General features: G+C 62.2%; 25 protein-coding genes. 17 read left to right on the top strand and 8 right to left on the bottom strand.

Features of this window, described 5'->3' with window-relative positions; all coding sequences use genetic code 11:
- The 6 genes from csgH (at position 1) to nhaA (ending at position 4,312) form a co-directional block, all read left to right on the top strand.
- Entirely contained in the window at positions 1–363 is a 363-nt protein-coding gene (gene csgH / locus ACYU8T_RS01815; RefSeq protein ID WP_201513386.1) for a curli-like amyloid fiber formation chaperone CsgH, read from the top strand.
- A gap of 105 nt (positions 364–468) precedes the next feature.
- Positions 469–1,167: a hypothetical protein gene (locus ACYU8T_RS01810; protein ID WP_461158325.1), complete on the top strand. Its 699-nt coding sequence runs from the start codon at positions 469–471 to the stop codon at positions 1,165–1,167.
- Between the two features lie 244 nt (positions 1,168–1,411).
- Entirely contained in the window at positions 1,412–1,990 is a 579-nt protein-coding gene (locus ACYU8T_RS01805) for a helix-turn-helix transcriptional regulator (protein WP_461158324.1), read from the top strand.
- A gap of 131 nt (positions 1,991–2,121) precedes the next feature.
- Positions 2,122–2,379: a hypothetical protein gene (locus ACYU8T_RS01800; protein ID WP_201513383.1), complete on the top strand. Its 258-nt coding sequence runs from the start codon at positions 2,122–2,124 to the stop codon at positions 2,377–2,379.
- A 109-nt stretch (positions 2,380–2,488) separates the two neighbouring features.
- Positions 2,489–2,929, top strand: coding sequence for a nuclear transport factor 2 family protein (locus tag ACYU8T_RS01795; RefSeq protein ID WP_236574892.1), 441 nt, complete (start codon positions 2,489–2,491; stop codon positions 2,927–2,929).
- Positions 2,930–3,115: 186 nt separating this feature from the next.
- The gene (nhaA, locus tag ACYU8T_RS01790) at positions 3,116–4,312 is read left to right on the top strand and encodes a Na+/H+ antiporter NhaA (protein WP_461158323.1); all 1,197 of its coding nucleotides are present in this window, start codon (positions 3,116–3,118) and stop codon (positions 4,310–4,312) included.
- On the opposite strand, the gene ACYU8T_RS01785 is transcribed toward nhaA, so the two are convergent.
- On the bottom strand, positions 4,290–5,600 hold the full coding sequence (locus tag ACYU8T_RS01785; protein ID WP_461158322.1) for an SLC13 family permease: 1,311 nt from the start codon (positions 5,598–5,600) through the stop codon (positions 4,290–4,292). The genes nhaA and ACYU8T_RS01785 overlap by 23 nt on opposite strands.
- A 103-nt stretch (positions 5,601–5,703) precedes the next feature.
- Between ACYU8T_RS01785 and ACYU8T_RS01780 the strand changes: the two genes are divergently transcribed.
- Entirely contained in the window at positions 5,704–6,579 is an 876-nt protein-coding gene (locus ACYU8T_RS01780; protein ID WP_247233936.1) for a hypothetical protein, read from the top strand.
- A 92-nt stretch (positions 6,580–6,671) separates the two neighbouring features.
- Positions 6,672–7,538: an SDR family oxidoreductase gene (locus tag ACYU8T_RS01775; RefSeq protein WP_247233934.1), complete on the top strand. Its 867-nt coding sequence runs from the start codon at positions 6,672–6,674 to the stop codon at positions 7,536–7,538.
- 234 nt (positions 7,539–7,772) lie between these two features.
- Here ACYU8T_RS01775 and ACYU8T_RS01770 read toward each other — a convergent pair whose 3' ends face one another.
- The 5 genes from ACYU8T_RS01770 to ACYU8T_RS01750 all read right to left on the bottom strand — a co-directional run bounded on the left by ACYU8T_RS01770 (position 7,773) and on the right by ACYU8T_RS01750 (position 10,088).
- Positions 7,773–8,321: a hypothetical protein gene (locus ACYU8T_RS01770; RefSeq protein ID WP_097092705.1), complete on the bottom strand. Its 549-nt coding sequence runs from the start codon at positions 8,319–8,321 to the stop codon at positions 7,773–7,775.
- Between the two features lie 206 nt (positions 8,322–8,527).
- A complete protein-coding gene (locus ACYU8T_RS01765) occupies positions 8,528–8,890 on the bottom strand; it encodes a winged helix-turn-helix domain-containing protein (protein WP_097091105.1) in 363 nt (120 codons plus the stop codon).
- Positions 8,891–8,932: 42 nt separating this feature from the next.
- Entirely contained in the window at positions 8,933–9,181 is a 249-nt protein-coding gene (locus ACYU8T_RS01760) for a hypothetical protein (protein WP_201513376.1), read from the bottom strand.
- 109 nt (positions 9,182–9,290) lie between these two features.
- Positions 9,291–9,524 carry a hypothetical protein gene (locus tag ACYU8T_RS01755; RefSeq protein WP_247233932.1) on the bottom strand — a complete coding sequence of 78 codons (234 nt, stop codon included), beginning with the start codon at positions 9,522–9,524 and terminating at the stop codon, positions 9,291–9,293.
- 201 nt (positions 9,525–9,725) lie between these two features.
- Positions 9,726–10,088, bottom strand: coding sequence for a UrcA family protein (locus ACYU8T_RS01750; protein WP_247233930.1), 363 nt, complete (start codon positions 10,086–10,088; stop codon positions 9,726–9,728).
- A gap of 470 nt (positions 10,089–10,558) precedes the next feature.
- On the opposite strand from ACYU8T_RS01750, the gene uvrA reads away from it, so the two are divergent.
- The 9 genes from uvrA (at position 10,559) to ACYU8T_RS01705 (ending at position 18,046) form a co-directional block, all read left to right on the top strand.
- The gene (gene uvrA, locus ACYU8T_RS01745) at positions 10,559–13,507 is read left to right on the top strand and encodes an excinuclease ABC subunit UvrA (protein WP_461158321.1); all 2,949 of its coding nucleotides are present in this window, start codon (positions 10,559–10,561) and stop codon (positions 13,505–13,507) included.
- Positions 13,504–14,244: a hypothetical protein gene (locus ACYU8T_RS01740; RefSeq protein ID WP_461158320.1), complete on the top strand. Its 741-nt coding sequence runs from the start codon at positions 13,504–13,506 to the stop codon at positions 14,242–14,244. The genes uvrA and ACYU8T_RS01740 overlap by 4 nt, the downstream gene beginning before the upstream one ends.
- Entirely contained in the window at positions 14,237–15,019 is a 783-nt protein-coding gene (locus ACYU8T_RS01735) for a DUF5677 domain-containing protein (RefSeq protein WP_461158319.1), read from the top strand. Before ACYU8T_RS01740 ends, ACYU8T_RS01735 begins: the two co-directional genes overlap by 8 nt.
- 53 nt (positions 15,020–15,072) lie before the next feature.
- Positions 15,073–15,255, top strand: a complete 183-nt coding sequence (gene relB, locus ACYU8T_RS01730; protein WP_461158318.1) for a type II toxin-antitoxin system RelB family antitoxin — start codon at positions 15,073–15,075, stop codon at positions 15,253–15,255.
- A complete protein-coding gene (locus ACYU8T_RS01725; RefSeq protein ID WP_461158317.1) occupies positions 15,255–15,602 on the top strand; it encodes a type II toxin-antitoxin system RelE/ParE family toxin in 348 nt (115 codons plus the stop codon). Before relB ends, ACYU8T_RS01725 begins: the two co-directional genes overlap by 1 nt.
- A gap of 15 nt (positions 15,603–15,617) precedes the next feature.
- Positions 15,618–16,655, top strand: a complete 1,038-nt coding sequence (locus ACYU8T_RS01720) for a hypothetical protein (protein ID WP_461158316.1) — start codon at positions 15,618–15,620, stop codon at positions 16,653–16,655.
- 306 nt (positions 16,656–16,961) lie between these two features.
- Entirely contained in the window at positions 16,962–17,174 is a 213-nt protein-coding gene (locus ACYU8T_RS01715; RefSeq protein WP_097092702.1) for a cold-shock protein, read from the top strand.
- A 70-nt stretch (positions 17,175–17,244) separates the two neighbouring features.
- Positions 17,245–17,505 carry a hypothetical protein gene (locus ACYU8T_RS01710; RefSeq protein WP_461158315.1) on the top strand — a complete coding sequence of 87 codons (261 nt, stop codon included), beginning with the start codon at positions 17,245–17,247 and terminating at the stop codon, positions 17,503–17,505.
- Between the two features lie 301 nt (positions 17,506–17,806).
- Positions 17,807–18,046 (top strand): hypothetical protein, encoded by a 240-nt coding sequence (locus ACYU8T_RS01705; protein ID WP_247233919.1) that lies wholly within the window; start codon positions 17,807–17,809, stop codon positions 18,044–18,046.
- Positions 18,047–18,366: 320 nt separating this feature from the next.
- On the opposite strand, the gene ACYU8T_RS01700 is transcribed toward ACYU8T_RS01705, so the two are convergent.
- On the bottom strand, positions 18,367–19,296 hold the full coding sequence (locus tag ACYU8T_RS01700; RefSeq protein ID WP_461158314.1) for an electron transfer flavoprotein subunit alpha/FixB family protein: 930 nt from the start codon (positions 19,294–19,296) through the stop codon (positions 18,367–18,369).
- Positions 19,293–20,042 (bottom strand): electron transfer flavoprotein subunit beta/FixA family protein, encoded by a 750-nt coding sequence (locus ACYU8T_RS01695; RefSeq protein ID WP_461158313.1) that lies wholly within the window; start codon positions 20,040–20,042, stop codon positions 19,293–19,295. Before ACYU8T_RS01695 ends, ACYU8T_RS01700 begins: the two co-directional genes overlap by 4 nt.
- Between the last annotated feature and the right edge of the window lie 22 nt (positions 20,043–20,064).

Genomic DNA, 20,064 nt, shown 5'->3' with positions numbered 1-20,064 from the left:
ATGATCCGCACCATCCTGCCCCTCATTGCCGGAATGATGATGACCGTCTCCGCCCACGCCGCCGAACCCGAACTGAAGGCGCGCATCCTGGTCGAGGACGCGCCCAATGCCGCGAAACGGTTCGTGGGCTATGTGACGGCGCAACAGCCGTTCGAAGGCCGCTATGAACTGATCGGTGAAAAGAAAGGCGTTGCCGGCAATGCAAAGGTCAAGCAGGCAGGCGTGGTAAAGGCCGCGCCGCATCAACTGGTGCGCCTTTCACATCTGGCTTTCGGTTCGATCGCGGCGGACGACCATTATACGATCCAGCTCAAAATCTATCGCGGCAAGGACTTGGCCGCCCAGGACCAGATCGTCAAATAGCCGCTAACACTTTGTTATGCATAACAGCCTACTAACGCTGAACTAACGATATCTTCACGGCCCAGCCCATAAACCTACCTCCGGGGACATATGCCGGAGGACGTAATGGCGCACACATATGGACGGGTTGATGGCAGGAAGTGCCTCGCGATTTTGGGCCTGTCGGCCGCGCTTCTTTACCAGGGTTCCGCTTCCGCCGCGCAATCGGATATATTGATCGATCAGATCGGCCAGCGCCCTGCCTGGTCTTCCCCGATCGTCGGCCAGATCGTTTCGCCCACGGCTGGAAACGCGTTCGTGTCGCAGGCTCAGCCGCAACAGCAGGCGATCGACGCCGCTTTCCAGGCCAATTCGGGCGGCCTGTCCTTCGCTCAGGCTGCGAGTGCTGACCAGCTTTCTCAAAATCTCTCCTCATCGGGCGCGCCCGTCGAAATGGCTTTCCTGGGCTACGGCCTGGATCTGGGACGGTATCTGCGCAGCGGCACCGGCTCCTACGAAGCCACGGACGCGCAGGGCAACAGCCTGCAGCAGGATTGGCGCGGCGAAGGCAATATCCAGTTCGCCTTGCAGGAAGGCTCGAACAACCGCGCCGTCCAGCAGCAATATGGCGTCGGCAATGTCTCCGTCCTGCTTCAGCGCGGCACCGGCAATGTCGGCGAAATCCTGCAATCCTCGACAGAGGGCGTCGCCACATTGCTGCAATCCGGCGACCGCAACAGCGCCACGATCGTCCAGGGAACAGCGGCCAGCTTCGCCAGCGTCTCGCAAAGCGGCATCGCCAACATCGTCGCGATCCGCCAATAAACGCCGCAAAACCGTCCACGGCAAATGGGCTCAGCTGCTTCCGTGAAGGGAGCAACTGAGCCTCTAGGATGACCTAGATCAAGTAAGGCCGGATCCTAGTAGAAGATTTTGCCTATCCCTGAATTATTACCGCCCGGTCATTTTCTTGGAATTCAAATACAGAATTGATCGCAATCGTTAAGATATTGCCACGCATCTTTTTACCTTTTAGGGCATTTCCGTCTTCAGTTTTTACTGTTCGGCTATGGTGGGGATGCTGCAAACCAGTCTTGAGCCTTTTGATGCGCTCGCCCTCGGGTGGATCTCCGCTGACTTCAGAGGACGTCTCATCATTGATTCACTATATCATATCCAATGGTGGAATGATGAGGGCAGACGCGCGATAGAAGCCAGTGAGATATTGCGCGAAGAAGCAGGGCAACTGGTAGTCGACGCCAGCCTCCGCACCAAATTCTCATCCTTTTTGTCCGATCTCAAATCGCAAACCGAAACCGGAATACTGACCGTCAAGGATGGCGACGGCCATTTCGTGATGTTTGGTCATCATGAACCCTCGACCGGCATGTTCTGCCTCGAAGTCAGCTGCTCCCATGCCGAAAAGCGCATCATGTTCGCCGATTTCGGAAGTATCTACGGATTGACCGAAAGCGAAACGCAAGCGGCTCTGGCGCTGTTTCGGGGCAAGACAGTCGTGGAAATCGCGCAGGACCGGAACGTATCGGTCGACACGGTTCGCACCCAGGTCCGAAAATTATACGGAAAGATCGGCGCCCAGTCCCGCGAGAAACTCTTCAAGATGCTGATGCCCTTCCGTATCACCTGATCAGCGGCCATATCTGTTCTCCCGGGCCGTTTATCGCCCGATGCGCCTGCCCTGGCTTGGCGAAGGTCCGCTTTCCTCCTTCCCATTCTTCCCAAATCCGATAGGGACGATGATCAAACTGGAGCTGTTCCATGACCGATCATCCCACATCCGCAATCCCCTGGGATCAGCCTGCAACCTTGATCGACCTTGAAGGACGGGCGCCGCTCATCGGCACGATCCGCGACTGCGCCCAACATTTCGCCATGTTCAAACCGCATGCGCGGGAACAGGCACGCGTCCTTCTCACCCAGCCTATCCATCGGATCGGCCGCAAGACGCGCACCTGGGTCCTTGAGCCCTTCGAAATCGAGCAGTTGGCCGACCGGTTGCGCACGGAAACGCACTGACAGCTGCGCTCCACGATCGCGCAAAACGCATTTACGACGCTGTTTGCGAAGCCCAATCCTCCGCCTATGCTTCACTCCATTGGAGATGATGCCAAAGGAAAGGATGTCGATGAACCTGGAAATCTTGCTGGCCGAGCGGGAGATCGGACGCGCGCTCTATGCCTTCGCTCGCGCGATGGATGAGCGCGACTGGCAGGCGATCGGCTCTGTCATGGCAGAGGATGCAACCGCGGACATGGGAACAGGCCCACTCAACGGCCGTGACGAGGTGATCGCGCTGATGCGTTCCTTCCTCGACGATTGCGGGCCGACCCAACATCTTCTGGGCAACCTCGTCGTCGATGTCACCGGGGATCAGGCGACCAGCCGCTGCTATGTCACCGACATGCACAAAGGCATGGGCGACAAGGGTTACCTGACCTTCTCGACCCTCGGCGAATATCATGATCGCTGGCGGAAGGTGGACGGTCACTGGCAGATGGTTCACCGCACGAAACTGAACCGGGCCCATATCGGCAGCATCGAAGTGCTGGGGCCGGGCCCGGCCTGATCTTTTTAGCAAGGATCGGCTGGCACCGCGGTCGCTCGTCCTCTCGCAGACGGGCGGCCCTCCTCCCCATTGGCCGCTAGAGCGCGCTGCGTTCAATCGGACGCAGCGCGCTCCAGTTTTGTTATCGCATCCTTTTAGTCGCGAAACCGGTTCCCACTTTTGCGCACGATGCTCTAGGAACCTCCCATGAGCGTTCCTTCCCTTGTCGCCCGCCCCCTTTCGATGATGCGCGCCTTCCTTGCGGCGGAAGCGGCAGGCGGCATCATCCTGATAGGCGCGGCGGCTCTGGGAATGCTGATCGCCAACTCTGCCCAATCGGCCACCTATTTCCATACGCTCCACATCGATATTGGCGGGCTCAGCCTGCTGCACTGGATCAACGATGGCTTGATGGCGCTCTTCTTCCTGGTGGTGGGGCTGGAGATCAAGCGGGAGGTTCTGGACGGACAGCTCGCCCGATGGCCCGATCGCCTGCTGCCGGGTTTGGCGGCGGCTGCGGGAGTCGTCGTCCCCGCCCTCATCTACATCGCCATCAATCGGGGGGACGCGATCGGCATGCGCGGCTGGGCGATTCCCGCTGCGACCGACATCGCCTTTGCGCTTGGCGTGCTGGCCCTGCTCGGCCGCCGCGTGCCGGGGTCGCTCAAGATTTTCCTGACCGCCGTCGCGATCATCGACGACCTGATCGCCGTCCTCATCATCGCGCTTTTCTACAGCGAACAACTGAGCCTGCTGCCCCTCGCCCTGGCCGCAGCGGGCCTCGTCTGCCTCGCCCTCTGCAATCGCGCTGGGGTCAACCAGCTTTGGCCTTATCTGCTGATCGGCCTCTTCGTCTGGTTCTGCGTCCTTCAGTCCGGCATCCATGCCACGCTGGCAGGTGTCGCCGTCGCGATGACCATCCCCTTGGCGCGCACGCCTGCCGCGCCCGACGACCAGCATTCACCCCTGTCCCGGCTGGAACATGGCCTTCACCCCTGGGTCGCCTATGCCATCGTGCCGCTATTCGGCTTCGCCAATGCGGGCGTGGCATTGACCGGCTTTTCCTTGCCCGACCTTGCAGCGCCTGTGCCGCTCGGCATCGCGCTTGGTCTCTTCACTGGCAAGCAGGTCGGCATCTTCGGCGCGGTCTGGCTCCTGTCCCGCCTCGGCTGGGTCAGCCGCCCGGCGCATGCCAGCTGGACGCAGGTCTATGGCGTCGCGCTGCTCTGCGGCATCGGCTTCACCATGAGCCTCTTCATCGGCGGCCTTGCCTTTGCGGGCCACCCCCATGAAAGCGACGCTGCCAAGCTCGGCATCCTGCTCGGCTCGCTTGCGTCAGCCACCGCCGGTTACCTCCTGCTTCGGCTGGCGCCCGGCCCGATCAGAACGGAAAAAACACGCTGATCGCGGCAATCGCGACGACACAGGTGATGATGTTGAGCGGTAGGCCCACCCGCACGAAATCCATATATCGGTATCCGCCCATCTGATAGACGATGACATTGGTCTGGTAGCCAAAGGGCGTGGCAAAGGCAGCGCTCGCCGACATCATCACCGCGACCAGGAACGGCCGGGGGCTGACCGCCAGGCTGTCGGCCAGCGCCACCGCGACCGGCGTCACCAGCACCGCCACCGTTGCGTTCGACAGCAGCTCCGTCAGCACCATCGTCACAAGATACAGCACCACCAGCGCGATCAGCGGGCTCAGCCCATGAACGCTGCCGATCAGCATGCGCGAGGCATCCGCCGCCAGCCCGCTCTGTTCCATCGCGATCCCGATCACCACCATCCCCGCGATCAGGATCAGGATCTGCGGCCGCAGGCCGCTATAGGCCTCGTCGGCGCTGATCACCCGCAGCAGGATCAGCAACACCGCCCCAGCAAAGGCGCTCGCCGCGATCGGCGCGACATCGATCGCCGCCAGCCCGACCGCCGCCGCGAACACGCTGAGTGCGATCGCCGCCTTTGCGGGGTTCAGCGGCCGGGGCTCGGCGAACACCGCCGGGTCGCCCACCTGCGCGCTGTACACATGGGACGCGTCGATCGGCTGCGCTTCCCCTTCCCGCTCGTCTGCTTCATGCCGTCCGCCCAGCAGCCTCTTGCTGAACAGGAACAGGTACAGCCCGCCCGCCAGCGCCATCGGCACGCCCACCGGCGTAATTTCGAAAATGCCGAAGCGCGGCTGCCCGGCCACGCTGGCCATATCGTCGACGAGCAAATTGGTGGACGTCCCGATCAGGGTGCAGCATCCGGTCAATATGGTGATGTAGGACAGCGGCATCAGGAACCGCTTGGGCGACAGGCGCAGCGCATTGGCGACGTCGCGCACCACCGGCGCGCCCAGCACGACGATCGGCGTCGAATTGAGGAAGCAGGACACCGCGCCGATCATCGACAGCAGCAGCCACATGCCGGTCGCGCCCAACCGCTTGCACATCGACACCGCCATGGCGATCGCCCGGTCGAGCAGGCCCGACAGCTCCAGCGCATAGGCAATGACGAACAGCGACGCGAGCGCGATGATCGCCGGGCTCGCAAAAGCGCCCTGCACATCGACGGGCCGCACGACGCCGGTCATCAGCAGCACCGCCGCCCCGGACAGGGCGACGACATCGGCGCGCACCTTGTCCCATATCAGCGCGGCGACGACGGCGGCCAGCACCAGCAGCGTCAGAACTTGGTCAATCGTCATGCGCCCCCTGCCTCGTGCCTGCTGCCTCCCCTGTCAACGCAGCAAGGCGGAAAAAGGGCGATTATCCTCTGGAGAAGGAGGACTTTTTTGCTATCAATGGCTTATGCGTGAACCCAGTGCCCGGACCAGCCGGCTCGCCATAGCCGCGGGGTTGGCCGCTTTCATCGCCATCGGTGCGGGGGGCTTCCTGCTGGGCCGCGCCACCGCGCCCAAGGCTCCGCCGCCCGCCCCCGCGCCCGTCGCGGTCATTCCGCCGCCCATCCCCGTCCTGCCGCAATCGCCCCGCCTCTGGGGCCGTGCGGAGATCACCGATCTCGCCCGCCGCGCCGCCGATGCCCTGTCGTCGGGCAAGCCGCTGCCCGATGACCTCGCCGGGGCGGTAGGGCAGCGGTTCGAGCTTTCCCTTCCCTTCGGCTGTTCCGGGGAGGCGGACGAGGATAGCGCCGTCCCCATGCGCTGGCGCTATGATGAGGCGGCGGGAGTCTTGCGCGTCCATGCCATGCCGGTCACGTGGAAGGCAGCCGACTTCGAACTCCCCCCCGGCGGCGACGGCTATGCCGAGGGGTTCTGGATGGAGCGCCCCTGGTCCACCAGCGACGAATGCCCCGCCGCGCCCAGGACAGCCTCTCCCGATCAGCAAGCCCCTGCGCCAGCACCCGATCAGACTCTCGCCCTCGCCCAATTCGGCCAGAATGACGGCAACGACCTCTGGCGCCAGGGCCGCCCTTTCGAGAAGGTGCTGCGCCTCGCCCCGGAAGATTTCGCCCCTTCGCGCGGTCTCAGGCTCCGCCTGATCGGCCGGATCGAGCAGGTGCCGGGCAACGGCCCCGTCCACTGCGTCCAGCCGTCAGGCGTGGAACAGCGCCCCGCCTGCGTCATCGCCGTCTCCTTGCGCGAAGTGCGCATGGAAATGCCGGGCGCCGACGCACCGCTCGCCATCTGGGAAAATCGCGGCGCGGCGGGCTCCGCCGGGCACTGAAAGCCACCCGTTCACCCGATCTCGCGCTCCGGCTCACAACACCATGAACCATCTCCCCTGCCAAAGTGTTGGCCGGGAAAAGGAGATGCGCCATGTCCGACACCCAGTCCGACAATCATGAAGAGATGATCCACGAAGACGGCTTGCCCGGTCACGAAAGCAAGCTGGAGCCCAAGCCCGAATGGGAACCCCGCTATCCCGGCTCCGGCCGCCTCGCGGGCAAGGTCGCCCTGATCACTGGCGCGGACAGCGGCATCGGCCGCGCGGTCGCCGCCCTCTACGCCCGCGAAGGCGCGGACATCGCCATCCTCTACCTCTGCGAACATGACGACGCTAAGAAAACCGCCCAGATCGTCGAAGCTGAAGGACAACAGGCCCTTACCATCGCCGGAGACATTGGCGAAAAATCCTTCTGCGACGATGCCGTGAAACAAGTCATCGACCGTTTCGGCCGCCTTGACATCCTCGTCAACAATGCCGGTGAACAGCATCCCGATCAGGACATCACCGACATTACCGAGGAACAGCTGCGCCGCACCTTCCAAACCAACATCTTCGGCATGTTCTTCCTGACGCAAGCTGCCCGCCCGCACCTCAAAAAAGGCGCGGCGATCGTCAACTGCACCAGCGTCACCATGTATCAGGGCTCGTCGGAACTGCTCGATTATTCGAGCACCAAGGGTGCGATCACCGCCTTCACCCGCAGCCTGTCGGAAAATCTGGTGAAAGACGGCATCCGCGTCAACGCCGTCGCACCCGGCCCCATCTGGACGCCGCTCAATCCATCAGGCGGCGCAAGCCCGGAGAAGCTCGAACATTTCGGGGAATCCGTACCCATGGGCCGCCCCGGCCAACCCAACGAAGTCGCCCCCGCCTTCCTCTTCCTCGCCTGCGAGGACTCCAGCTACATGTCGGGGCAAGTCCTGCACCCCAATGGCGGCACGATAGTGAATGGGTGAGTGAACAAACTATTCCCCTCCCGCAGGCGTTCGAACGAGGCATGTGCTCGTTTCAAAGGTTAGGGATGGGCGCGAGCTAAGCGAACCCACTCCCCTCTCCCCTTTAGGGGAGAGGGTGCCGAGCGCAGCGAAGGCGGGAGAGGGGCCCGTGAAGCCGAGGGCGCTCATTCCCCTCTCCCCTAAAGGGGAGAGGGAGAAGGCCAGTGACCTCCGCCTGCGGGAGGGGAGAGAAGATCAGTTCGCCTTGCTCAAATCCACCTTCTCCACCCACTCAGGGTAGAATGTCGGCTCCCGGTTCGACCAGCCCACCGCCGTAGCCGCCGCTTCGCTGATCGACTGCAACAACGCCCGGCGTTTCTCCGGATGGAGATGCGGCAGGCTCGCCGCCGCGCAGAAGGCGCCTGGCAGCCATGGCCGGGCCCCCGCCCCCAACAGCCGCTCATACAGGAAGCGATAAGCGGAAAAGCTGCTCAGCCGGTCCTGCCCGAGATCGAATGCCGATATCGTCACCAGCGGCGCCATGAACGGCTCCATCTGATCGAGGCCGCTATCGTCGGGCACTCGCGCCTTGATCTCGTCCAGCCGCCCGTAAATGCGGGCCTGCGCGCGGATGCTCGCTTCCTCCACCATGTCGCGCGACCATAGCTTCATGGCGTCGCGGCGGTGGAGGCCGATGTCCAGCGATCTGCGGATGTAGCGCTGCGTGGCAGACGGGAAACTGGCGAATTCGCGCAATTCAGCCAGGGTGATTGCCCCGTCAGCCGGTCTTGCATTGGTGCCCATGCTCTTGCCCTCCGACTTCAAGTCGATCGGCAGATCATGCGCCTTTCATGGTTACTGAAAGATTAAGCGCCGGTTCTGCCGACAACTATAAGGAATCACGTTTCTTTGTGCGCTGCAACATGTAATTTTTGTGATTGCGCCGAATGGAAACGCGTGGGCATCCTCTCCGTTCATCCCAGCGACGAAAGATAGGATAGCGCAGACAGTTAATTTTCCCTCATCGGCAGCGGCGCGCCCCGCAACTCCCGCGCCAGGTCGGGCCAGTGCGACCGTCCCGCCGCGCTCGCCGCGGCCTTCTGCAATCCGCGATATTGGGAAAGCACGCTAAGCCCCAGTTCCGTCAGCACCGCGCCTTCGCTCGACGTCGCCACCAGTGGCGCAGACCAGCACCGGTTCATCACGTCCACCAGCATCCAGCAGCGGCGATAGCTCATCTTCAGCTTCCGCCCGGCCGCCGAAATCGATCCCTCGCTGACGATCGCGTCGAGCAGGTCGGCCTTGCCCGGCCCCATGGCGATCTCGTCGCCACAATAAAGCTGTATCTTGATCTTGAGGCCCGGCCCGCTCATCCGCTCTCTATGGCATGGGCGGGCCGCACCGCCAATGCCGCGTCAGGGCCGCCGTTCCAGCACCGCGCCGATCATGCTGCGCCACACGGCAACGTCGCCCGCCTGCGCCATCTGCTCATCGGGTTCGCGCAGCGTGTGGAGGATCGCATAGGCATCATCCACATGGTCCTGCCAGCTCGCATCCACCGCGCCCGACGCGTGCGGATCGCTGCCCTCGCCATTCAGGCTCAGCTGGCGTCCGGCCAGCACCCGGGCAATGCGTTCGATCGCGGGAGTAGCGGAAGTCGGCATCAATAAGGCTCCTCTCACCTTTTTCAGCGTCGTGCGCTCGGCGAACCGCCCGGCCACCGCCGATCCGGTTCGCCTCGCCCATCGATCATATCATCAATATCGCCGCCGTCTATCGCCCGGCCTTCTCATCCTCATCATCTTCTTCCTGGAAGCCCGATGAAGGAACCGGATCGCCATGATCGCCCGGCTTGGTCGCCGATGGCGGATCGGACGCATCCATGCTGTCCATCAATCCTTCTTCCAGCTGCTCCTCGGCGGTGACGGCATGGTCCTGCGCATCCGTGGGGCGCTCATCATGCGCCTCTTCACGGCTGTTGGGACGAATATCGGTCTTGTCGCTCATCTTTCTCTCCTTGGCGCAGCGAACACCGCGCGCCACGCAGGATCAACGGCCATTCCCGATGGCCGGTTCCAAGGGAGCATCTTCATACAGACAGCTTCAGACTAGCTTCATTGTCCCCCCTCCCGCAGGCGGGAGGGGGTTAGGGGGTGGGCCAGCGCAACGCCAGCGACGAAGAGCTGGTCACCCTTTAAACGCGGACGCTCAATTCCCCGCGCCCGGCACCTTGTCCTTGCCAACCTCAGCAAAGCGGCTCGCATCCCCGCCCTGCGCCTTTGCGATCGCGATAGCCATCGGCTCACGGACATGATCCACCGCCGCGATCTGGCAGGCGCGCAGATCCTTCATCGTACGCCCCGGACAGACCTTCACGGCAGCGCGGCGGACACGCGCGGTCAGCTCCCGCTGACCCGACTTCTTCGACAGGTCCAGATCGCCATAGCGCACCTCCACGGTACGGCCGTTGGATTCGAACGGAATGGCGCCAGCCTGTGCCGCCGCGCCCATGAACAGGGTCGCAGACAAAGCGGCGAGCAACGCGCCGCTGCGCTTGGCAAAAAAAGTCATGATTGGTCCCCCTCAATTGAACTGCTGCGGCCTTGTCGCTCTTGAAGGCGACCTTGCCCGCGATCAACCGGAGGGCTGGGACCCGTCAGTCCTTCCGGCGGGTGCCGAAATACTCCCAACAAAAGCAGCTGTCGACCCGGAAAAGCCTTGTTGTCGTAGCGTAAAACACCGTTCACCGAAATCGGCGTGAACAGTAAAACGCCCCCGGCGCAAGGGATGGCCGGGGGCGTATCCGGGATGCTGTCGGGCTATCCGGGATTTCTCATGTCTCTGGACTCGGAAGACGCCGCCGTTACGGCCTTCCCATGAAGTTCCTTATACACCTAAACAGGTTAATTTCGCTTTCTCTTTCGACGATCCGCCGCACGCTCGCGCCGGAAGGCATGCCCCGCTTGCGAGCCGCCATCCGCTATCCCATATCCGCGCGATAAACTTGCCCCATCAGAACAAATCTGGAACAACACGCCCCCATGAGTCTGACCACAATCTCCGTACGCGGCGCGCGCGAACATAATCTCAAGGGCGTGGACGTCGATCTCCCCCGCGACAGCCTGATCGTCATCACCGGGCTTTCGGGCTCGGGCAAATCCTCCCTCGCCTTCGACACCATCTATGCCGAGGGTCAGCGCCGCTATGTGGAGTCCCTCTCCGCCTACGCCCGCCAGTTCCTTGAGATGATGCAGAAGCCGGACGTCGAGCATATCGACGGCCTCTCCCCCGCCATCTCGATCGAACAAAAGACGACCAGCCGCAACCCGCGCTCCACCGTCGCGACCGTCACGGAAATCTACGACTATATGCGCCTCCTCTGGGCGCGCGTCGGCGTCCCCTATTCCCCCGCGACCGGCGAGCCGATCAGCGCCCAGACCGTCAGCCAGATGGTCGATCGCGTCATGCAGCTCCCCGAAGGCACCCGCTTCTACCTCCTCGCCCCCGTCGTGCGCGGCCGCAAGGGCGAGTATAAGAAGGAGCTGCTGGAGTGGCAGAAGGCGGGCTACACCCGCGTCCGCATCGACGGCGAAATGTACCTGATCGAGGACGCCCCCGCCCTCGACAAGAAATACAAGCATGACATCGAAGTCGTCGTCGATCGCCTAGCCGTGGACGCCGACATGGGCACCCGACTAGCCGACAGCTTCGAACAGGCGCTCAAGCTCGCCGACGGCCTGGCTTATGTGGACCTGGCGGACGGGACCGTGGCCGACATTCTCCCCTCCCCTTCAGGGGAGGGGCCGGGGGTGGGGGCTATCCCCAAGCGCGAAGGCACCCTGAAAGGCGCCGAAGCCCCCCCCAACCGCATCGTCTTCAGCGAAAAATTCGCCTGCCCCGTCAGCGGCTTCACCATCCCGGAAATCGAACCCCGCCTTTTCTCCTTCAACGCCCCGCAAGGCGCCTGCCCAGCCTGCGACGGCCTCGGAGAACGGCAGGAGTTCGACCCCGAACTCGTAGTCCCCAACGAGCATCTCACCCTCAAGAAGGGCGCCATCGTCCCCTGGGCCAAATCCAATCCGCCCAGCCCCTATTATATGCAAGTCCTCGGCTCCCTCGCCAAGGAGTTCGGCTTCAACCTTGAAACGCCCTGGATTGATCTCCCCCAGGAGGTCAAAATCATCATCCTCCACGGCACCGCAGGCAAGCCCGTCACCCTGCGCTTCGTCGACGGCAAAAAATCCTACGAGGTCAAGAAACCCTTCGAAGGCGTCATCGGCAACCTGAACCGTCGCCTCCTCCAGACGGACTCCGCCTGGATGCGCGAGGAACTGAGCAAGTACCAGACCGCCATGCCGTGCGAGACCTGCCACGGCGCCCGCCTCAAGCCCGAAGCCCGCGCCGTCAAGATCGCGGGCGAGGACATCTCCATGTCCACCCGCCGCTCGGTGGTGGACGCGCTCGGCTTCTTCTCCACCCTCCCCGCCCAGCTCACCGACCAGCAGAACCAGATCGCCAAGGCCATCCTCAAGGAAATTGTCGAGCGCCTCGGCTTCCTCAACAATGTCGGCCTCGACTATCTGAACCTCGACCGCACCAGCGGCACCCTGTCGGGCGGCGAGTCCCAGCGCATCCGCCTTGCGTCCCAGATCGGCAGCGGGCTGTCGGGCGTCCTCTACGTCCTCGACGAACCCTCCATCGGCCTGCACCAGCGCGACAATGACCGCCTGCTCATCACCTTGAAGCGCCTGCGCGACCTCGGCAACACCGTCATCGTCGTGGAGCATGACGAGGACGCGATCCGCACCGCCGACTATATCGTCGACATGGGGCCGGGCGCAGGCGTCCACGGCGGCACCATCGTCGCGCAGGGCACGCTCAACGAACTGCTCGCCCACCGCGACAGCCTGACCGCGGACTATCTCAACGGCACCCGCCGCATCGAAGTCCCGCCTAAGCGCCGCAAGGGCAACGGCAAGAAGCTCACCGTCCACAACGCCCGCGCCAACAATCTGCAGAATGTCACCGCCAGCATCCCGCTCGGCACCTTCACCTGCATCACTGGCGTGTCGGGATCGGGCAAGTCCAGCTTCACCATCGACACCCTCTACGCCGCGTCGGCACGCGCCCTCAACGGCGCGCGCATCGTCGCGGGGCCGCATGACAAGGTCACCGGCCTTGAACATTGCGACAAGGTGATCGACATCGACCAGTCGCCCATCGGCCGCACCCCGCGCTCCAACCCGGCGACCTATACGGGAGCCTTCACCAACATCCGCGACTGGTTCGCGGGCCTCCCCGAAGCGCAGGCGCGCGGCTACAAGCCCGGCCGCTTCAGCTTCAACGTCAAGGGCGGCCGCTGCGAAGCCTGCCAGGGCGACGGCGTGCTCAAGATCGAGATGCACTTCCTCCCCGACGTCTATGTCACCTGCGACGTCTGCCACGGCGCCCGCTACAATCGCGAGACGCTGGAGGTGAAGTTCAAGGGCCACAGCATCGCCGACGTGCTCGACATGACGGTCGAGGACGCGGTGGAATTCTTCAAGGCCGTCCCCCCCATCCGCGACAAGATGGCGATGCTCGCCGAAGTCGGCCTGGGCTATATCAAGGTCGGCCAGCAGGCCACCACCCTGTCCGGCGGCGAAGCCCAGCGCGTCAAGCTCGCCAAGGAACTCTCCCGCCGCGCCACCGGCCAGACCCTCTACATATTGGACGAGCCCACCACCGGCCTCCACTTCGAAGACGTCCGCAAACTGCTCGAAGTCCTCCACGCCCTGGTCGAACAGGGCAACAGCGTGGTCGTGATCGAGCATAACCTCGACGTCATCAAGACCGCCGACTGGATCATCGACATGGGCCCCGAAGGCGGCGTCAAAGGCGGTGAAGTCGTCGCCGAAGGCACGCCGGAGAAGGTCGCGAAGAACGCCCGGAGCTTTACCGGGCGCTATCTCGCGCCGCTGTTAGGGTTGGAGGCTGTGGCGGCGGAGTGAAGAAGAGAAACCAGAGCAAAACACAAGGCGCAAAAAGCGTTCTGGACGGACACAAGAAAATTGGGAACCGCTTAAAACCTGAATTTCTCACTAAAATAAATTTCCAGTTTGTGAGCTACGTCGATAACACCATTCCAGAGATCATTCTCCTTGGACTGTTGAATGACGCACATGGTTACGCTCGGGGCGCCGAGCTTTCGCTCGCGCTATCTCAATCTATCCTTAAGATACTCCCCGACAAAGCTCTGATCTCTTCTGACCTTTTGGATATGTCTCGAGAGGATGCGGCGAGAGTTATCGGGTCTTTAGCTCCTGAGGGACGGACAGCCGTCCAGACTGCTCTTACGCCGTTCATGACGATTTTTCCGGATCATCCGGTCAGTTACTTTGGCTCCGTAGGCATGGATGAAAGTGTTTCTATTGGACATTTCAAGACTTGCGTGGGTCGCTTGTATGACCGCTATTCCGTTCCAGCTTGTGCTGCCTTAGCTAATTTATACTACACGCAGGCATGCGCTGGCCGTATACACATCGCAGAAGGCTTACGCGTCCCCAATCTGGACGCAATTATTGCAAGTCCGGACTCTGATGACGGTCAGCATGCATCCTCTTCAGTACGGATGCACGCTCAAATGTTTATTGGTCACTTGCATGAAAATCGCGGGGAATGGCCTCAACAGTTTTGGAACCGGTGCTACACCGTATCAGAATGCGATTTAGAGAGCCACGATGAATAAACGCGAACTTCTTATTAATTTTATAGAAAAATATATAGAAAATGTTCTTGATGGTCTCGATCATCGAAAAAATTCCAAGGTCAATCAGCCTTGGTATAGTGGAGAAGTTTCTTCCGTCCTGAATGGATTGCTCGGCCGTCAGGCCACACTCTCGATTAAGTTAGCTCAATCTCCTACGAACTGGGACGGACATATCGCGCCCCTAGTGCTGCGATCTATGATCGATTGCCACATTAGCTTCGAATGGATTTTGGGTGACCCGGTGTCACGATCACAAGAATATATTGGATATGCTCTCGGGCAGGCCAAACTCACCTTATCTCATTTGGAAGAGCGTTCAATTAACCAGCCTGGCGATGAAATTTTAAACACTCTCATTGAGGCCAAAAAACACTGGATTGGGTATCATAAGATGCTGCCGTTCGTTGAAGTAAATTTAGGAAGCTGGTCAGGATCTTCTGTGAGAGCGATGGCAAAGGAAATCGGTGACGAGGATTTTTATAAATATTCCTTCTCGCCATTCTCATCGTGTGTTCACAACACTTGGGAACACATACACCTTTACAACACTATTCAGTGCACCAATCCTTTGCACAAATATCATCATTTACCTTCGATGAATGATGCACCCACTGATCCCGACTACCTTTATCGGTCAGCTAAATATGTTTCTATGTCTTTTTCGGCATATGACAGAGTAGCTAATGTGTCTGGTGGTCCAATGCTCCCAAAGGCATTCTTCAACGAACATGTCCAAAATATTTTCGACGAATGATGCAGTTCCTCATCCTCATTTCCATATCCGATCCGCTCTGATAAATATAACTCATGACCAAACTCACTCCTATCGAGTCCGAGTTCGCGACTACCGAGGAAGCCGAGGCATATGACGCCTGGCTCCGCTCGGAAGTCGAGGCGTCGTTGGCCGATCCTCGGCCCAGCATCCCGCACGATCAGGTCATGGCAGAGCTACGCGCGATCATCGCGGCCAAGAAATCCAGCCAAGCATAATGCCGCACATAATCTGGCGTCCGAAGGCGCGCGAAGAAGCGCGCCAGATCATCGACTATATTTCCGATCGCAATCCCTCCGCAGCCGCTCGGCTTGCTGAACTGATCGAATATGCTGCCGAACGACTGGCGGATCACCCCTATATGCACCGGGCCGGGCGCGTTCCCGATACGCGCGAAGCGATAATCACCCCCCACTATATGCTCGTCTACCGCGTCGGCACCGAAGTCGTGGAGATACTGGCCGTAAAGCACACCCGCCAACAATATCCCTCCCACCGCCGTTCCCATTTTGTTCTGTCCTACAACCCCTCACCTTTGATACCCTCCCGGCAAACCCTCCCCTAAACCGGAGCTTTGCCCATGTCCTACCACTTCCCCCCGCTCCCCACCGCCGCCGAGCAAATCCGCGCCGACGGCTGGAGCCCCGCGCGGCAGCGGCAGTTTCTGGAAACCCTCGCCGCCACCGGCGTCATCACCACGGCCTGCGACGCCGTCCACATCTCCCCCCGCGCCGCCTATGCCTTGCGCATCCGCCGCGACGGCGCGGCCTTTCGCCTCGGCTGGGACGCGGCCATCCTCATCGCCCGCGCGCGCCTCGCCGACGAACTGCTCGCCCGCGCCCTCACCGGCCATGAGGAAGTGATCCACAAGGACGAAGACACCATCACCCGCCGCCGCCACGACAATCGCCTCGCCATGTCGATGCTCTCCCGCCTCGACCGCATGGCCGACAATCCGCCCGAAGGCAGTGACGCCGCGCTCGCCCGCGTCGTCGCGCAGGATTTCGCCGCCTATCTCGACATGCTCTGCCCGGATGAGCAATCAGGCCAATCCGCGCCCGAACAAGCCCCGGCACAGCAGGACCAGCCCGGCCTCGCCCCGCCCTCAACCCCCGTCACGCCGGACATGGACGAAGCCTCCTCACACGACGCCAGCCTGCGCGATCCCGCGCTTGGGCCATGCATCGATTCCACCGCCACCGCCCTTTCCCCCGGCGCCTCCGCCGCGCTCTTCATCGCCGCCCGCATGGCACTGCATGACGGCAAAAGGGCCGCCAATGCGGGTCACGCCCACCCCTTCCATGAACGGTGTGAACTTCGCCCTCCGCTGGTCGATCGCGCCACCCTTCCGCCCGACGAAGCCGCCGCCCGCCTGCGCGGCGCATGGTGGGATGAGGAGCGCGAAGCCTGGCGCACCGACTATCCCGCCCCGCCCGGCTTCGACGGCGAAGAGAGCGGCGACATCTACGACATAGACGGTTATGAGCGCGACCTGACCCCACGGGAAAGCGAAGCCCTGGCCGCGCTGGAGGAAGCCCAGCGCCGCCCCTATGAAGCCGCCGCAGCCTTGGCGCGCGACGCCTTTTTCGGTTTCACGGCGTTGGAACAGGCGGGGTGATGGGATGGCAGGAGGCTTGCGGCAAATTCACCGTGCTCCTGCGTAGGCAGGAGCCTAGTCCAGACGCTGAGTTTCCAAACAAGGGCGGGACTGGGTTCCTGCCTTCGCAGGAACACGCTCTACCATTTCAGCACCCCAGCAATCCCCCGCCCTTGCAATCCGCCCACCCCCTCCCCACATCTCCACTGCTACAGACGCAAATCGACGGTCTTTCGGCGCTTTGCGGCACCAAACTTCCTTCTTTCCCTGCCCCTCTAGCGACCGGTCCGTCCACGCTGGATGGGCCGTACGAACGAAGGAACTACCATGAGCATCACCGGAACCGTCAAATTCTTCAACGCCGACAAGGGCTATGGCTTCATCGCCCCTGACGACGGCACCCCCGACGCGTTCGTCCACATCACCGCTGTCGAGCGCGCTGGCCTTGCCACGCTGCGCGAAAAGGACCGCGTATCCTATGATCTGGAACAGGACCGCCGCGGCAAGATGGCGGCCGTCAACCTTCAGCACGCTGAATAAGCCTCTGCCGAACCGTCCGGGCGCGGCTTTCAGCAGCGCCCGGGCACCCTCATTCGAAAAAGGAGCGCCCATGACCCACCCCGACTATCGCGCCCTCGCCGCCCAGGCCCGCAGCGAAGCGGACGCCGCCACTCTCGCCAATGTCCGCGACCGCTGCCTCCGATCGGAAGCCGGCTTCCTCGCCATGGCAGAGCGGCAGGACCTCGCCGACCGCAACCGCGCCCGCCGCGAAGCCGCCGCCGCAGCGCTCGCTGAAGAAAATGCTGCCGCTGCGCCGTCCGACGAGGCTTCTAACGAATTGCGGCCCCAGCAGGCCCCCGCCGACGCCTGATCATAGCGGGGCCATGCTGCCAACCTCCCCTGGCCGGCGAAGGCAGGGCGCACCTCCTACGCATTGCGGGCCACCGCGCGACGGCTCACCCCGCCGCTCCCGATGATGGCGGCGATGCTGGCAACAGCCTCCCCAAATCGCGCTTTTCCGCCATTTCGCTCTAGCCGCTCGCAATCGCCATCCGGAAATCGCCACAGCCGCTCATCTTGTCGATTACTCCCAAAGCGCCCGGAACTCGACGCCTCCTGACCGGTTATCCCCGCGAACCTGGCAGATATTATCCGGTAAGGAGCTATACCAAATGATCCGCACTCTGATTTTCGGCGCCATCGCCGGTTATGTCGGCAAAAAGCTGTATGACGAAGGCAAGCTGACCGAGTTCAAGGATGACCTCGTCGGTCGCTACAATCAGGTACGCGGCGACCTTTCCAGCCGCACCGGCAGCTCCAGCAGCAGCAGCCTGAGCGGCAGCGACATGTCCCCCGCGGTCACCCCCACCGCCCCGCGCCAGACGCCGTCCAGCTCGCCCCTCGTCAGCTGAACGGAACAGCGTTCCGCCGCGCCGTTACATTCCAGCGGCGCGGCGCTGGCTGACCGGCGGCAAAACCGCTGATCGACGTCACGTCGAAAGCTGACGCTTCAAAAATTCTCTTCCGGCGGCTCATCCCTCTGGCCGCTGGCCACCGCCCGCCCGGCCCCGCGTTCTCCCCCCTTTCGCGGCGCTGTGGCGGGCGGACTAATGTCCCTCTCCGCAATTGCGCGATGCCATCCTCTCCGAACGCAAAAAAGGGCGCAGCCCCGCCACGCCCTTTCAATGCCGAAACAGCGACCGGAGAGAGCAAGCCCCCTCCGGCACCATAATCACAGCTTGCCAGTCAACTCCGGCACGACCTTGAACAGGTCACCGACCAGTCCGATGTCCGCCACCTGGAAGATCGGCGCGTCCTCGTCCTTGTTGATGGCGATGATGGTCTTGCTATCCTTCATCCCCGCCAGATGCTGGATCGCCCCGGAAATGCCCACGGCGATGTAAACTTCCGGTGCCACGATCTTGCCCGTCTGCCCGACCTGATAGTCATTCGGCACATAGCCAGCGTCCACCGCCGCACGCGAAGCGCCGACTGCTGCACCCAGCTTGTCCGCCAGCGGATAGATCACCTCTTCAAAAGTCGGCCCATCCTTCAGCGCACGGCCACCTGACACGATGATCTTGGCAGAGGTCAGTTCCGGACGCTCCTGCTTGGCGATCTCCGCGCCGACAAAGCTGCTGAGACCCTTGTCACCGGTCGAAGCAACCGCTTCCACCGCACCCGAACCACCCTCGCGCGACGCCTTTTCAAAAGCAGTGCCACGAACGGTGATGACCTTCTTGGCATCCTTCGACTTGACGGTCGCGATCGCGTTACCCGCATAGATGGGCCGCGTGAACGTGTCTTCGCTCTCCACCGACAGAATGTCGCTGATCTGCATGACGTCCAGCAGAGCCGCAACGCGGGGCGCGATATTCTTGCCGTTGCTGGTGGCGGGCGCGACGAACGCGTCATGATGGCCCATCAGCTCGACGATCAGCGGCGCGACGTTCTCGGCCAGCGCATGACCAAAGGCCGCGTCATCGGCGACATGGACCTTGCCCACGCCCGCAATCTTCGCGGCAGCCTCGCCCACGCCGCCGACGCCAGCGCCAGCGACCAGCAGATGCACTTCACCCAGCTTTGCAGCGGCGGTGACGGCGGAAAGGGTCGCGTCCTTGACGGCGCCGCCCTCATGTTCAACCCAAACGAGCGTCTTCATGCTGCAACTCCCAGAGCCTTGAGCTTCGCGACCAGTTCATCGACATCGGCAACCTTGACGCCAGCCGAACGCTTGGCGGGCTCGGTGACCTTCAGCGTCTCCAGGCGCGGCGCGATATCGACACCATAGTCGGCAGGCGTCTTGGTGCTAAGCGGCTTGCTCTTCGCCTTCATGATGTTGGGCAGCGACGCATAGCGCGGCTCATTGAGGCGCAGGTCGGTGGTGACGATCGCCGGACCGTTCAGCTTCACCGTCTCCAGCCCACCATCGACTTCGCGGGTCACGCTGACCTTGTCACCCTCTACCTCGACCTTCGAGGCGAAGGTGCCCTGCGGCAGGTTCAGCAGAGCGGCCAGCATCTGACCAGTCTGGTTGCTGTCATCGTCGATCGCCTGCTTGCCCAGGATGATCAGGCCAGCGCCTTCCTCTTCCTGTACCTTGGCGAGCAGCTTGGCCACGCCCAGCGGCTCGACTTCATCGTCGGTCTGGATCAGGATCGCGCGGTCCGCACCCATGGCCAGCGCCGTGCGCAGCGTTTCCTGCGCCTTGGCAACGCCGATCGACACCGCCACCACCTCGGTCGCCACGCCCTTTTCCTTCAGGCGGATGGCTTCCTCGACCGCAATCTCGTCGAACGGGTTCATGCTCATCTTGACGTTCGCCAGATCAACGCCCGTCCCATCCGCCTTCACCCGCGGCTTCACATTATAGTCAATGACCCGCTTCACGGGCACAAGGATCTTCATCGCAACATCCTTTCGTTTCACG

Source organism: Sphingobium sp. TomMM35A (assembly GCF_054771735.1).
This window is presented reverse-complemented; position numbering and strand designations above follow the sequence as displayed.